Origin of the sequence: Gimesia chilikensis (assembly GCF_008329715.1) — a bacterium.
GTDB lineage: Bacteria > Planctomycetota > Planctomycetia > Planctomycetales > Planctomycetaceae > Gimesia > Gimesia chilikensis.
This window is the reverse complement of sequence record NZ_VTSR01000017.1, coordinates 154,322-169,305: the sequence shown is the minus strand read 5'-3', so window position 1 is coordinate 169,305 and position 14,984 is coordinate 154,322. Positions and strand designations below refer to the sequence as shown.

Sequence of the window (14,984 nt, the reverse complement as noted above, 5' to 3'; positions counted from 1 at the left end):
CTCAAGAGTCATTGAAAACAGATTCGAATCTGACATTTAACTGGAACTTCATGGAGCGCGACTTTAACTCAGTATCTCCTGGATTACATGTCCGTGCACATCAGTCAAACGATGGTCACGGCCCCCATGTCGAAACGTCAGTGCTTCATGATTCAGGCCCAGTTGATGCAGAATCGTCGCATGGATGTCATGAATCGACAGTGGGTGTTCGACGACCGCATTGCCAAATTCGTCGGTCTCTCCGAAAGTGATTCCCGGTTTAAAGCCACCCCCGGCCAGGAACAGACTGTAGCCGTTGACATGATGATCACGACCACAGGTCGGCGTGACTTTCGGCGTATGGGGAGTCCGTCCCATTTCTCCCGCCCAGACGACCAGCGTCTCATCGAGTAGACCACGTCGTTTCAGATCGATAATCAGCGCCGCCACGGACTGTTCCGTAATCCGCGCATTCTTCTCATGGTTTTTCTTGAGCTGCCCGTGCTGATCCCAGGGACTGTTATTGCTGTCGAAACTGGGACACGTGATCTCCACAAATCGGACTCCCGCTTCGACAAGACGCCGGGCTCGCAGTGCCTGGATTGCGTAGTAGTGCTGATGTTCGTCGGTCGAATCCACGCCATACTCGCGCTGGATGTAAGCAGGCTCCTGACTGATGTCGGAGACTTCAGGAACCAGGGTCTGCATCCGAAACGCGGTTTCGTAGTTGGCGATCGCACTCTCAATGGGTGAAGCTGCAGAGGCTTTGTCCGCGAAGATCTGGTCCTGTGCAGCCAGCAGTTCCAGCTTGCGCTGTTGCAGCGATAGTGAATCACCCGGCCGGATGTTATCCACGGGGACGCCTTTCGCACGCAACTGCGTTGCCTGATGTGTAGCGGGGAGAAACGAACTGCCAAAGTTTTCCAGGCCACCATTCGGTACCCAGTCGTTATTCAACACGACGTAGGCGGGAAGATTACGGTTCTCGGTACCCAGTCCATAAGAAACCCAGGCCCCCATACTCGGTGCCTGTCCGATGATCCGCCCCGTGTGCAACAACAGATTCTGTTGACCATGTAAGGGTAGTTCTCCCACCATGGAACGTACGACACACAGTTCGTCAGCCACTTGAGCCAGCTGCGGAAACAGATCGCTGACCCAGAGACCGCTCTCACCCCGTTGTCGGAATTTCCAGGGACTTCCCAGCCAGACCCGACCAGCACTCGATTGAGATCGCTTGGAAACGGCCCCTGCCCCGATCGGTTTCCCTTCATGCGTTTTCAATGCTGGCTTGGGATCGAACGTATCCACGTGACTGGGTCCGCCGTCCATAAAACAAAAGATGACATTTTTGACGCGCGGTGCATGATGGGGCGGCGTTGATTGCGGTGCTGCCTGCAATCGACTCTGCTCACCCAGCAGACCTGCCAGCGCCAACCAGCCAAAACCGGCACTCGTCTGCTTCAGGAAGCCACGGCGGGAATTGACGGGCAATGCCCCCGGGCAGCGACTGTAACGGAATGATGAGCTCTGCATATCAGTTACCGGTAATAAATGAATTCTTTGGTATTAAACATGGCGTGAGCCACATGCCGCCAGACCTCTGGATTCTGCAGCAATCCGCTCCGCTCATGCGTCCCTCCCAGTTCTTCAATCAACGCTGTCCAGCGTTTGACTTCACTCGCTTCGGGATGTCGTCCATAGGCAGTCAGAAACATCTGCTGTAACCGTTGTTCCACCGTTTCACTTGAATAAGTAATCAGACGCTTCGACCACTCCTCTGCCTGACTGATGACAAATGGATCGTTCATCAGGATCAAGGCCTGGTTGGGCACATTAGTGACATCTCGTTTGCCGGTGGGGAGTTTTAAATCCGGCAGATTAAAGCCAACCAGAAACCGGGGAGGATCCATGATCGACATCCGCAGATAAATCGAGCGCCGCCCTGCACCATCCAGGGGACCATCGAACAGTCGTTTCGCAGGATCGGGTTTGGATCGGGGAACTTCAATCGGACGACCATACAACCGACGGTCCAGACTACCAGACACCGTCAGCAGCGAATCGCGAATCGCCTCGGCTTCCAGTCTACGGGTCGGGTAGTGATGCCATAAATGGTTGTCTGCATCAATGTCTTTGGACAGTTCAGACACGGTTCCCGACTGTTGAAATGCCTGCGTCAGTACCAGTCGGCGTACCAGGCGTCTGGTTGACCAGCCGTCTGCCATGAATTCCTGCGCCAGGTAGTCCAGCAGTTCCGGATGCGTGGGTTGCTCACCCAGGTGCCCGAAGTCATTGGGGGTTCGTACAAGTCCCTCACCAAAGACCCACTGCCAGACCCGGTTCACATAGACTCGCGCGGTCAGAGGATGTTCCGGGCTGATCAGGTACTCTGACAGTTCCAGTCGACCACTGCCCGGGCTCTGAGGAACCTGATGCCGTCCGGCAAAGACTTCCAGAAAGTCAGGCGGAATCAGTTTTCCGGGATCATCAACATTCCCCCGGATATTGAGGGGATAAGAAACCTCTGTCAAACCACGTTCATCCATACTGTTAGCTGTGTGAGCAAACTGGATTTGCGACTCTATCTGGCGGTACTCGGTGACCAGTTGCTTGAGACGCGAACCCGCGTCAGCATGATTATCCAGCAGCCGGTTTTTCAGCAGCCAGTTGATCAACGTGACATCACCAGCATTCGGTTGATCCTGACACCAGCGCTTCACGCTTCCGGTCAACCAGGCTGCGATCCGCTGGCTGGCCTCGGTCTGATTATCTGGAACGGTCTGGTCATATAAGGTAGAGAAGTGGGCCTGTTCATCCGCGGGCGTTCCTGGTTGATCATGGCTGACAATTTTTGTCACACTGAACCAGCTCCGTTTATCAAAACCAAAATCCTCCGCAGGCAGCAGCTTGCCGCCGGCCCGGGTTTTTCCGGTCCGGGGTGGGAAATCGGGATTCAGATCGCTGGTTGCGATTTCAAACATCATTCGCTGGATGCCGTTGACCAGCGGACGATCAGCAAAGGTCTGCCAGGCTGGCTCGCTTCGATCAAAAAAGATCACATTCTCAGTTTGAAACGCATTGTCAGGTGTGCGGAGAAAACCGCTCCACTCACCGCCAGCCACATTCAGGCTGACCATCTTTCCTGGTAGCTTTCGCTCAGACGGTGGTCGGATCGCTCCCGGTAATTTAGAAGAAAGTGCATGTGTGTGATATCCGCGGGGCAACAGTTGCTGAATCAGTTGCTCTCCCTGCAGAGAGACTAAAGGAGTTCCCTCTGTAACATATCCAAAGCGAATACCGTCTCCTTCGACCTGCCAGCCTTCAGGAAAACCGGATTTTGAGAAGTCCGTCAGTACCTTAAATCGCTCTTTGTTCTGTCGACGATGTGTTTCGCTGGCAGTGCGCCAGGCTACCTGCAGCTGCTCCCAGTTTGTTTTGATTTCAGCTGGCGTGGATAATTTCAACAGTTGATTAGCCGGCCACGCGATGTCCCCTGCTTTTAATTTGACGGACTTCTGTTTTTTTTCTGTAGTCAACCCTAACGCTTCGCGCCAGATGCGGGAACGGGAGTCTTCAGCAGAGGGATCGAGGGCAGTCGCAAGTTCGGAGGTGAACTGCTCGGCCTGCTGACTCCAGACCAGTTTTAATTCCTGTTGGATTTCATTTCGCAGTTTTAACAACTGTCCGATCAGTACATCCTGTTTACCCGGGGCATCAATCACACGTGACGTCCAGCGGGGTGTCATGAAGACCGCTGCCATCGCATAATAGTCTCGTTGGGATATGGCATCCAGCTTATGATCGTGACAGCGGGCGCAGGCAACGGTGCTCGCCAGAAACGCTTTCGAGAAGGCATCTATCTTATTGTTGACCATCTCCTGGTGAATGCCGTTAAAATTGATGCTGTCGCCGTGACGATGTTCGCCCATATGGTAGAACATCGGGCCGATCAGGCTTTCTTGAAACCCGCTCTGCCGGTTAATCCGTGGTTCGGGTAACAGGTCGCCTGCGATCTGCTCACGCACCAGTTGATCAAAGCCTACATCCTGGTTGAATGCGCGAATCAGATAATCGCGATACTCCCAGGAACCCTTGGCGGGGTTATCCCATTCGTAACCATAGGTGTCCGTGTATCGCACGACGTCCATCCAGTGCCGGGCAAACCGCTCCCCATAATGAGGCGATGCCAGTAGCCGGTCTACCAGTCGCTCGTAGGCAGCCTGACGATCCTGTTTTGCTGCTGAGACGAACTCTTCGACTTCTTCAGGTGTGGGAGGCAGTCCCGTTAATACGAACGAAAGTCGCCTGATGAGAGTTCGTGGACTCGCAGTTTTGGCGGGTTGTAAATGAGATTGCTGCAACTTCTCTAACAGAAAACGATCCACGGGTCGTTCAGACCAGTCGTTGTTCGTCACGATGGGTGGCGTGACCTTCTGCAGTGGTTGCAGACTCCACCACTGACGTCGTTTTTCGAAGATCGCTTTCCAGGAGAGCGAGGCGGCTTCATCGACGCTCGGCGGTTGATCGCGGGAGTCTGGTGCGCCCAGCTCCACCCACTTGACAAAGTCGGCAATGACCTCATCAGGTAGCTTCTTACCCGGCGGCATCTCAAATGAATCGTGTCGGAGCGCATCGAGTAACAGGCTTTGCCCGGTCTGATGCGGAACCACTGCAGCGCCCGATTCTCCCCCACTGCGAATCGCCTCACGACTGTCAACTCGCAGTCCCCCTTTGATGTCGGTGGTTGCTGCAGAATGACATTCGTAACAATGCTCGATCAGCACCGGTCGGATTTTATTCTCGAACAGTTCCAGACCGGGAGCAGGCTTCTCGGCCTGTACAAGACTGGTGACGGTCAGCGACAACAGTATCAGACTGAGTATCGCGACTCTCTGTGAAATTGTTCTGCAGGCTGGGTACATGCAGTTCTCTCCCGAAGGAATTGACCGATGTCGGTTTACTTTGATTCCTGGGTAGACAGGCTTTCGTTGAGTTCGAGTACCTTTCCGATGATGCGTTCTTCCACATCGGGCTTATAGGGACGACTCGCTTCATAACCCCCTTCCAGTAACACTCGTTTGCTGGGAATGTAGCCGGAATAAACGTTTGAATAACCGGCGACCCAGACCGCGGGGCCCTCTTCCTCATACAGTTCCTGTTTGATACGCAGGGCATAGTCGACGACGACCTCCGTACCCAATGCCACCAGAGTCAAATCCTTCCCAAACTGAATCACCTGTACCGGGTAGTCCCAGGGCTCCCGCTTCTTCTCAGGCAGGTACTCCAGTTCGACGGTGCCGTAAGCTGCTTTCAGCGGACCATGCAACTTGTGCTGATGCAGCAGACTCCGCTGGTTGACTTCCAGGGCCGCTTCGACCGCGGTTGCCAGTGAGCGTCCATGTTTATGAGCATAGTGCAGTTCACTGCGAGGATAAGGATTCTGGTCACCGCCGCAGCCCATCATAAACAGGGCTGTAACGCCGGGGTGGTCTTTCTCAAAATATTCCTGCGCGAAACCGGCATAGTCTCCCAGCCATTTGCGGAAGCCCATCGTCGTATTGTGACAGGCATAACCGAACATGACCGCTTTCAGATTCCCCTCGGCATCATCGACTCGCAGAACGGGGACCTGATGGTCCACGCGACCATCGGGATTGGGATGATTCCGATAGCCGGTCGCGGTTGGCGTGCGGCGGTTCATAGCGACAGAACAGCGGGCCGCAGACCAGCTGAGTTGTGCCGGTTGCAGTTTTTCAATCGCCTGTCCAATGGTTTTCACCAGAGTCGCAGATAGCTGGTTGTAATATTCCTCTGCGTCATCGCGACCATAGGCCGGACCGCAGTGCGTATGAGAAGCATTCATGAGTAGCGCAGCAGGATTGAGTTTATATTTCTCCTGCACCTGGCTGGTCACATCACTTCTCAGGCGATCGATCACACCGATCAGGTCGAGTGTCAGAAAGACCACCCGATTCCCCTGCTGATCCTCTACCGCGAGGGCTTTCGCATACAGGTCCTGTTCGGTGCCTTCAGCCGGTTCTTTCCGTCCCGCATAGCCCGCCATCTTTAAAGGTTTTTCAGGCGTGATCTTTGCGGAAGCGGCCCCCGCCTTCCATTCCAGAGTCCTCTGAGTTGCGGATTCACCAGCGGCAGCCAGTGGAGAAAGCATGAAAACAAGCACGAGGCAGAGCGAGAGTCGATACATGCTGATCGTTTCCTGGTATCAGGTGAGGGCTGGTGCGATCTGAGCCGGGGCTGATCGCGGAGTGATAGATACTTTTGATAGTACCCGGCACATATCAGCCAATCAACATGCGTTGTGCGATTTTGATAAATAAGATTTAGAAATGTGATTCAGTCCTGTGCGGCCTGATGCAGCACATTCTGTCCTTTGCGGGAGTAGTTGATCGACTCGCCCAGAATCCGGGCTGCCTCCTGACCTGCATGGAAACCAGAGGAATTTTCGGCTTCGACATAGTCGACATAGAAGGTGGCTTTGCGTTGCCATTGCTGGGCCTCCTTGAGTTTCTCAGCAGAGATTCCTTTCTTCTTCGCAGCGTTAATGTCATTGACCAGATCGATCACACTGTCCAGGGCAACCTCCACCAGTTTCTGATGACGGGCCTGAATCATTTCCGTGCGGGCAATCAGCTCTTTGTCGTCTGCTTTATGACAGGTGCCACAGGAAGCATTCACATTCAGTAACGGACTGCGGATATGATGATCGCTGATCTTCATCGCTCCCACCCGTTTATACGCCATATGACAATCCGCGCAACTGACACCGGCCCGCGCATGAATGCCTTGTGACCAGAGCTCGAATTCCGGATGCTGAGCTTTCAGCATCGGCGCTTCTGTTTCCGCGTGCGTCCAGTCTTTGAAGTTTTCTTCTTCGTAATACTCGTAAGCGGCATCGACCGTGAGGCCTTTCGCCCAGGGATAGGTCAGCCGTTTTTTATCCCCTTTGAAATAGTATTCCACGTGACATTGTCCACAGATATAAGACCGCATTTCCTGCCGCGTGGCGTCACGATTGACGTCATAGTCTTCGATTCCCTGCGAGGCCTTATAGGCTGCGATGCCTTCCATGAACGCGGGTCGGGTGATTCGCAGTGCCATCGTCTCCGGTTCGTGACAGTCGATACAGGCGACGGGATGCTTCACATGATCTTTGGCCTGCATGTAAGGCATGGTATTGAGTTTTTCAAAACCTGCCATGATGTCCCCATCACCGAGTTCCTTCATCGGGACGTATGTGGAAGCGTGACAGTGGATGCAGGTCCCGGGCTGCCCTACTTTCTGGCGTTCGGTATAAAGCTGATCGGTCAGCATAAAGGCATGGCCGCGTTTTTCGCGATAATCTTTCGAAAAGGCATACCCGGCCCACATCTGTTTCAGTTGAGGAATGCGTTCCAGTTTACTCCGTGAAACAAAGTCGCGCGGGTCAGCATCGGTCGGTGCCTGGGGAATCGCCTCACTCCCGCCGTAAGTTGTCTGCACCATGTCGGCTGTTTTCAGATAATCATCGTATTGCAGCGGAAAGTTCTTTCCCCAGACTGCGGGATCAGTGGTATTGTCATCGATCTCAACCACCCGCATGACCGTCGTACGGGCCTCCTGCTTACGTTCGAAAATATTCGTCAGCAAAGCCACCACTCCAAAACAGAGGGCTGCCGAGATGACCGCCACCAGTAACAGAGTGGACAGGGAGATTTGTCTGGTAGACTTATTCATAATACGGTTCCACGTAATCGGGATCTCAAATCAGATTTGACTCAGGTATCGTGCCCCACACTGGAATGACAGCGAATACATGCATTGGATTCCAGTCGCTCGGTTTTGCCGTTTTGTAATTCGCCAATCGCGTTGATGTCGATCTGGTGCACAAGATCCTGATGGCAGTTCCGACAGGCTTGCTCAGTGACACGTCGGTTGTAATCGGTAATTCTCAGGTTCTCTTCGAAGTCACCCGTTGTGAACGCCAGCGAATGGAAAAAGCCGTTCCGAGCCTTGCAGTAATACTTCGAGGCAACACCGTCGTGCGGTGCGTGACAATCATTGCAGCCCGCGAATTTCCCATGCGATGATTTCAGCCAGGCATCAAAGTGCCCCTGCATTACATGACAGTTCGCACAAGACTGGGAATCGGCTTTGAGATAAGAGGAACCTTGTGCGTAGCCGAATGTGAATGTGCCGACGCCCACGAGACCTCCGATCAGGATGGCAATTACAATCAGTAATGCAGTGGTCAGACGGGGGCGGGTTAGCTTTTTCATGACGGAGCGGAGTCGTGAAATGAACAATTGAAACAGATGGCGTCAGCTGAAGCTCAGTGTTGCCGGATTTTTTCAAATTGCAAGTGGTATTTGAAATTTCTTTACAAATCAACACTTACATGTATTTCGCAAGAAAAATGAATCTGCCCTGCTACACCCGTTAATGGGGGACCGTTATGATAGTGAATTCTGAGTCCATATCTGATTCCAACAAAAGTTGATTCCTACAGGAGATCTCAACCGTGAAATATTTTCTACTGTCTGCCTTTCTGTTCTGCTCCTTGGCCGCAGCGCCCATTGAAACTCCCAAACCAGATGCACAAATCGCAGTCTGGCCTGATCGTCCTCTGCTGGATAAGAGCGATGACGAAGTCAAATACAGCAATATCATTCGCATTACAAAAGTGAACCGGCCGGCAATTGAATTTTACAAAGCCAAAAATGCCAAGCCCAACGCCCCCGCCGTCGTTATTTTTCCGGGAGGTGGCTACAACATTCTGGCTTACGATCTGGAAGGAACGGAAATCGCGGAATGGCTCAATTCCATCGGCATTCATGCAGTGGTCCTTAAATACACGGTTCCCGGTAATCAGCGTGAACAGGCCCTGAAAGATGCCCAGCGTGCGTTGGGACTCGTACGCAGTAAAGCACAGGAGTGGGGGATTAACCCGCAGCAGATTGGTGTACTCGGCTTCTCCGCCGGCGGACACCTGGCAGCGAACCTGTCGACCAACTATGAGAAGCGGAAATATGAACCCATTGATGCAGCCGATAAACTCAGCTGTCGTCCCGATTTTACCGTTCTGATTTATCCGGCTTACATCTATCAGGAAGACGACAAACGTAAGTCTGCTCCCGAGATCAAAGTGACCGACCAGACTCCCCCTGCATTCATCGTCCAGACTCTCGATGACCGACGCCTCGTCGACAGTGCATTCAATTACACGCGTGACCTGAAAGATGCCAAAGTCGACGCCGAGCTGCACCTCTTTGCCAAAGGGGGACACGGCTACGGTCTGCGACCTTCAGACAATCCGGTCTCCAACTGGCCCGATCTCTGTGGTGCCTGGATCAAACGCACGACAGCTCAACAGGATTGATCCTGTATCTAATCTAACAGTCGAGCCTCAGGGACCGCCGACTACTTTAAAGCGGCCCTGGGGCTTCTCTTCCGCTTTGAGAAACTCTGCCCGCAGACCAGTGTCTCCCCGCGCATCGCGGTCGATCTCGAACGTCATCTGACTCCGTCCGGAAGGGAGAACCAGTGTTGTCATTTCAGATACAGGGACCGGGGTCTCATTCAGCCACAGCTTGACCCCTTTCGCGGAATTCAGTTTTAACTGCACGTTCCCGGCTTGAGTCACATCGACCAGAGCCATGGCTCGTGTGACGGGCTTTTGCAGATTCAGATCAGCCGCAGGCAGCGTTCCATTCACCATGCTGTAAGCTGCATTTCCCGAATCAGCCAGTGTTTTAATCTGGGCAGAATTCTCTACTGTCATAGCCGCATCTGCACCCTGCAGACGCCAGCGACGCACCACCTGTGCTGCACTCGTCGCGTACGGACCGGGACGTCCGAGCTCAGTAACAAATTTGACCAGGTCCAGAAATTCCTGGCGGCTTTTCAGTTTACTAGCCAGTCCCTGAGGCATCAGTGAAGGCAGCTTCTTCGTAAATTCAATCTGATCTGCGAGGATCGTGACCTGCTTCCCCTGCTGGGCTGCGTCTTTGAGTACCACCTTGGAATCGTCCTGTACCACCAGAATTCCATTAATCACGCGACCTTCATCGGTGACCACCATGATGCTCTCGTAGAATTCCTTAATCACTTTGGATGGACGCAGAAATGAGTCGACAATATAGTCCGGCGGCGAACTCGAACCGATGGCTGCCAGATCCGGTCCCAGTACAGGTCCTGCATTGGAAATACTGTGGCACTTCATGCAGGCCAGCTCGGCCCTGCGGAAGATCAACTCACCCCGGGCGGCGTCCCCCTGCTCGCGGGCTTCACTGGCCAGATCGAGTACATTCTCTTTGAGTAGCTGCGCTTCCAGAGAATCCTGCATCACTCCCCCGCCAAAAGCATCGATCAAAGCCTGATTCGTTTCGCCGGTCTCGATCAGATGTTGGCGAATACGGGCCGCCATTTGAGTATTCAACTTTGCCGATTTCAGCTCCTCTGCCAGAACCTCAGGGCCCCCTTTTCGTTTCGTGAATGCCGTCAGGAACCAGGCGGGATCAGAGTCTTCGGGATCCTGGCTAAGAATGCCTGGTGTCAGACGGGCTGCCTCTTTGAGGTCATGTGCCGCCAGACCATAGACGCCCAGAAAACGCTGGTTGACAGGTTTCCCGGAATTCGCGAGCCCCTTCAGATACTTGATCGAACCTGCATCCCCCAGCATTCCCAGCGATTCTGCTGACAATTGTTTGACTTCAGAGTCAGTATCTGCGGCATTCAGATTTCGCTGCAGGCGTCTGCCTTCGCGCGTCAGTTTCCAGGAACCAATCAGTCGGGCTACTGATTTTTGCACAGGCACGCCTGGTACCACCGCAGAGCGACTGAGCATCGAACCGATGTTACCTTCCGGGACGACACCCCGTTCCCGTGCAGCCCGGTCCATCGCATCCAGTAAAATACTGAGTGCCTCGGGAGAGATGCCTTTGCCACCCTGTGTTTTATATTCACGTGTGACTTCCACCAGGCTCAGCACCAGCGGTTCCAGTTGATTGGCATTGGCTTTCTCCGAAACAACCTGCGCGGGCCCTTTCAGCAGATCAGCATCTATACTGCCTGCATTGAGCAGATCAATAATCACATCAATGGATTCATTCGACAGCAGATTCGCCAGGGCGTAATTTTTATGTGACGGCTTATCGAACTGAACCTTACCAGCCTGCTGCGCTTTGACCCAGTGATCCTGTAACCCGTCGATCGTTAACTTCAACGCGTGTTCCAGATAGCGATCCATGGGGGCATCGATGGCCTTGACCACGATCGTGACCGAACGGGGATCGGGAATATATCCTGCGGTCAGAATCGCTTCCAGGCGGACACGGGGATGTGTGTCATGAATTGCAGTTTCCAGTAGTTCAAGTGGATTTTTTACCTGGGCATGCCAGTAACGCAGCACCCGCAGTGCAGCGGCCCGGGCACGTGGATCCTGAGCCTCCAGTACCTCTCGCAACAGTTTTTCATTTACGACCCCAATGGTCTGATAGCACCAGAGCACTTCCAGTTTATGATGATCGAAGTTCGGTTCCTCAGGAGCCAGTGTCAACAGCCAGTCATCCAGGGCTTTTATCGCCTGTTGCTGGTCCGCATCATAGAGGACACGCCTGACCTGTTGACGCGTGAAGCTCTCCGGATCTCTCAGGTGGTTCACCACATCTTTCAGGGGGACGTCAGTCAGTTGAGGACGCTCAACCAGGGGACGTCCCTTATAGGTCACCCGCCAGACACGACCATGTGTCGTATCGCGTCGTTCATCGCGAAAGCTGTGCTGCATGTGACCAATCAGCGGATTGTACCAGTCCAGCACATAAGCCGCTCCATCCGGTCCCATCTTCAGATCGACGGGGCGGAAGTAAGAACTGCTCGACTGTAGTAAAGGCTCCAGCCCTTTGACCGAATAACCGGCTCCATCATCGGTGACTTCATAGCGTGCCACCGCGTGTGTTTTATACTGATTGGTCCAGATCTCTCCCTGGACTTCCGGGGGAAAATGTCGGCTGGCTACGAATTCACCGCCACACTGCTTCGTTCCTTCGCCGCTGGCATCGTAACCCAGCTTGGCGCGACTGTTCGCGGTCAGTGGTGCACTGAAATAGATGCGCGGGTTGTCGATCACAAATGACTGCCCCCAGTCATCGAACATGTGCCCCCAGGGATTTGAAGCACGATAATCCGCAAAGACATTCAGTTTCAGAGTGCGTGGCTGGAATTGAAACACGCCTCCATTTTCCAGGCGGACCGTGCCGTACGGTGTCTCCACCTGGGTATGCATGAAAGTTCCCTCCTGGAAGTAGAGCCAGCCCCCCGGTCCCCATCGCCAGGCACTGATGGAATGGTGGTTGTCTTCCGTGGCAAATCCGGTCAGAACCACTTCCCGATGATCGGCTTTCCCGTCTCCATTCGTGTCTTTCAGAAACAGAAGGTCCGGCGCATTAGCCACATAAACGCCCCCGTCACCCAGTTCCAGTCCGGTCGGCACATAGAGCCCATCGGCAAACACCGTTGATTTATCTGCCTGTCCATCGTTGTCGGTGTCTTCCAGAATCACAATCTGATCGTTCGGTTTTTCACCCGGAGAAACCTGTGGGTACGAGGTAGAACAGATCACCCACAGTCGTCCCTGGGGATCCCAGGTCATGTGAATCGGATTGACCAGCATCGGTTCGGCGGCGAACAGGTTCACCTCGTAGCCAGGCAGCAACTGGAACGTCTTGCGTTCTGTTTCGGGAGAGTGGTCCTGCGTCAGTTCGAATGGTCGTTTCAGATTAGGAGCGGAATTCGCAACCGCCAGTTTTTCCGGAGTCGTGCCTACAGGCAATTCCAGGCACCAGTGTACGGCGTTGATCAGCAGGCGATTAAAAGCATCCAGCCGAAATGAATCTTCATGTCCCAGCGTGGTGGTAAAGACACGACTGTCCCATTCATTCTTCCACGTCCAGGCAACCGGCCAGCTCATCTCGCCCGTCAGTTCATAAGTGCCAAACTGGTTTTTGAAGATCCCTTTACGTTTGGAGTTTCCTGTACCGGTCAAGAGCGGTGTGGCATCTGCAGGAATATTCGCCTGATAGAGGACACCTGGGGCCAGAAATTTCGCTGCCACTCCGTTCAGAATATTATGATTGCGATGTTCCAGCACATGCTCCACAACTGTTTCACCTGTGAGATGAAAAAAATATTCGGAGCCTAAAACGCGTTTGCCGAATCCCCGGTTCCATTCCTCCAGGGGATGCCCTTTTTCGTAATCGAAAGCGTGCGTGCTCGTTCGCAGACCGATCACAGGTTTTCCGGATTTGATGTAGTTCTGAATGTGTGCAAACTGCCGCGGCGGCAGTTGCAGAAACCGCATGAAAAACACAGCCAGATCCGCCTCTTCCAGTACTTCCAGCCCCGGAAGTCCTTTCTGATTTCGTTCGGGATCACCGTCAGGCAGCACCACGGTCGTCTTGAAACCATACTGCTCCAGCCGCTTGGCGAATGCGGGCAGCGTTTTCTGTGGTGCATAATGGGTTGTCCCCACCACAAACACTACGTGGGGTTGCTCCGGTTTCTGCTCCGCAGCGATGACTGGTTTTGCCATCACAAAGAAAATCGAAGTCAGAATCAGTCCCAGACAGAAGCGGGCTGGAATAGTTGAGTTTCGCATGAGTTACTCTATATATTGAAAAGAAAAGTTTCAGTAATGATGGGGAAGTCTTGTCAGGTCGATCGGCAATCAGTCGACTCGAATCAGTTCCCATTTTGCAGCTTCGATGGGTCGGGTCTGTTGCTGGATCGTTTTCTCGCGAGACTGGATCAGTTCGTCGAATGTTTCCATCTCAGGTGGAAATGAGACGGCACCGAACGGCTTTGTGCGGCGACCGAAGATATATTCGGCGTTGTGTGCACGATACACATAAAAGAAGAGCTCATTCTTACGGTTAATAGTAGAACGAAGCTCAGCCACCTGCACCTGGGACGGCAGGTTCAGCAACACAATGCCCCGGTCCCAGTCGCTTGCACTACCCGTCACAATCACAGTTCCGCCGACCACCAGTCGATAATTACCCTCGGGTAATTGTTTAACGCTCAGGCGAGGTTGGCGGGCCAGCAGATCGCTGTCCGCGATCGCTCCTTCCGGCGGTACAGGGATCGGCAGGAGCAGCGGCTTGACGATGAATTCAATCTGGCCCGACTTGAGCTTCTGCTGTGTGACCTCTGCATTGGTCGTTTCGATCTTCTGAGATTTCAAATCGATCACCAGTTGAGGACTTGTGACCTCCTTCGCCAGCAAGCTATCTGCAATCAGCTGACTCACTGCCCAGTAGCCGTATTGGTTGAGGTGGATGCCGTTATGAGTCAGCTTCTGCGAAGGATTGGCTTCCATCAGCCTGGAAGTCGCATGATACAGGTCGACGAAAGGCAACTGGTGCTCTTCCGCTACGGACTGCATTGTTTTTGTATATTCAGCCAGACTTTGGTTATGGTCTGCAGGATCAGGCAGTGGTGATCCCATATTTTCATGAGCGATAGGAGAGAGGATCACCACCCGCGGCGCAGTCGAACCATTATACTTCTTGGACTTCAGATGCTTGAGGAACTGTTCCCAGTGTTCGCGATACGCTTTCACCTCGCTCGGACCGGCGAACGATTCATTCATGCCGAAACAGGCGATAATCACATCCGCTTTCTCTGCGGTGAGATGGTCGTCCAGCGAACCAAAATTCAATGGACGAGGCTGTAACGTCAGCGTGTCACCCGACCAGGCCAGATTGCGAAAGCTGAGCTTGCTGACCGGTGCTTGTGCCGTCAGCAGCGTTTCCAGGTAGTTATATAACCGCAGCTGGTCGGCGAACGTATTGCCGATAAAGACAATGCGATCTGCTTCCTGCAAAATCAGCTGTTTTGAGGAACTCTGATCTTGCTCTGCCGCATCGATTGCAGGGACAGACAGCAGGAGGATGCTGAGTAGCAGCATCCATCCGATTTGATTGCGCATATTTTCAAATCCTGAAATT

8 protein-coding genes are annotated in these 14,984 nt (G+C 53.4%); 1 reads left to right on the top strand and 7 read right to left on the bottom strand.

Translation table 11 applies throughout. The annotated features are described in order from the left end of the window. Positions 1-63: 63 nt before the first annotated feature. From FYZ48_RS20870 to nrfH, 5 genes are all read right to left on the bottom strand, one after another. On the bottom strand, positions 64-1,515 hold the full coding sequence (locus FYZ48_RS20870; RefSeq protein ID WP_149343958.1) for a DUF1501 domain-containing protein: 1,452 nt from the start codon (positions 1,513-1,515) through the stop codon (positions 64-66). A gap of 5 nt (positions 1,516-1,520) precedes the next feature. Further along, a complete protein-coding gene (locus tag FYZ48_RS20865; protein ID WP_149343956.1) occupies positions 1,521-4,904 on the bottom strand; it encodes a PSD1 and planctomycete cytochrome C domain-containing protein in 3,384 nt (1,127 codons plus the stop codon). Positions 4,905-4,939: 35 nt separating this feature from the next. After that, positions 4,940-6,187: a neutral/alkaline non-lysosomal ceramidase N-terminal domain-containing protein gene (locus FYZ48_RS20860; RefSeq protein WP_198422251.1), complete on the bottom strand. Its 1,248-nt coding sequence runs from the start codon at positions 6,185-6,187 to the stop codon at positions 4,940-4,942. A 149-nt stretch (positions 6,188-6,336) separates the two neighbouring features. Then, positions 6,337-7,716 (bottom strand): ammonia-forming cytochrome c nitrite reductase subunit c552, encoded by a 1,380-nt coding sequence (locus FYZ48_RS20855; RefSeq protein ID WP_149343954.1) that lies wholly within the window; start codon positions 7,714-7,716, stop codon positions 6,337-6,339. Positions 7,717-7,757: 41 nt separating this feature from the next. Further along, positions 7,758-8,258, bottom strand: a complete 501-nt coding sequence (gene nrfH, locus FYZ48_RS20850) for a cytochrome c nitrite reductase small subunit (protein ID WP_149343952.1) — start codon at positions 8,256-8,258, stop codon at positions 7,758-7,760. Positions 8,259-8,500: 242 nt separating this feature from the next. Here nrfH and FYZ48_RS20845 point away from each other — a divergent pair, with 242 nt between their 5' ends. Continuing rightward, positions 8,501-9,358, top strand: coding sequence for an alpha/beta hydrolase (locus FYZ48_RS20845; protein ID WP_242022726.1), 858 nt, complete (start codon positions 8,501-8,503; stop codon positions 9,356-9,358). Positions 9,359-9,385: 27 nt separating this feature from the next. Here FYZ48_RS20845 and FYZ48_RS20840 read toward each other — a convergent pair whose 3' ends face one another. Together FYZ48_RS20840 and FYZ48_RS20835 are read right to left on the bottom strand one after the other, a co-directional pair. After that, positions 9,386-13,633, bottom strand: coding sequence for a PVC-type heme-binding CxxCH protein (locus FYZ48_RS20840; protein ID WP_149343950.1), 4,248 nt, complete (start codon positions 13,631-13,633; stop codon positions 9,386-9,388). Positions 13,634-13,702: 69 nt separating this feature from the next. Beyond that, on the bottom strand, positions 13,703-14,965 hold the full coding sequence (locus FYZ48_RS20835) for an SGNH/GDSL hydrolase family protein (RefSeq protein WP_149343948.1): 1,263 nt from the start codon (positions 14,963-14,965) through the stop codon (positions 13,703-13,705). Between the last annotated feature and the right edge of the window lie 19 nt (positions 14,966-14,984).

Excerpts from the sequence above, each read along its gene's own strand:
- FYZ48_RS20840 (WP_149343950.1), bottom strand. The coding sequence starts at position 13,633 with ATGCGAAACTCAACTATTCCAGCCCGCTTCTGTCTGGGACTGATTCTG.
- FYZ48_RS20870 (WP_149343958.1), bottom strand. The coding sequence starts at position 1,515 with ATGCAGAGCTCATCATTCCGTTACAGTCGCTGCCCGGGGGCATTGCCC.
- FYZ48_RS20835 (WP_149343948.1), bottom strand. The coding sequence starts at position 14,965 with ATGCGCAATCAAATCGGATGGATGCTGCTACTCAGCATCCTCCTGCTG.
- FYZ48_RS20860 (WP_198422251.1), bottom strand. The coding sequence starts at position 6,187 with ATGTATCGACTCTCGCTCTGCCTCGTGCTTGTTTTCATGCTTTCTCCA.
- nrfH (WP_149343952.1), bottom strand. The coding sequence starts at position 8,258 with ATGAAAAAGCTAACCCGCCCCCGTCTGACCACTGCATTACTGATTGTA.
- FYZ48_RS20855 (WP_149343954.1), bottom strand. The coding sequence starts at position 7,716 with ATGAATAAGTCTACCAGACAAATCTCCCTGTCCACTCTGTTACTGGTG.
- FYZ48_RS20865 (WP_149343956.1), bottom strand. The coding sequence starts at position 4,904 with ATGTACCCAGCCTGCAGAACAATTTCACAGAGAGTCGCGATACTCAGT.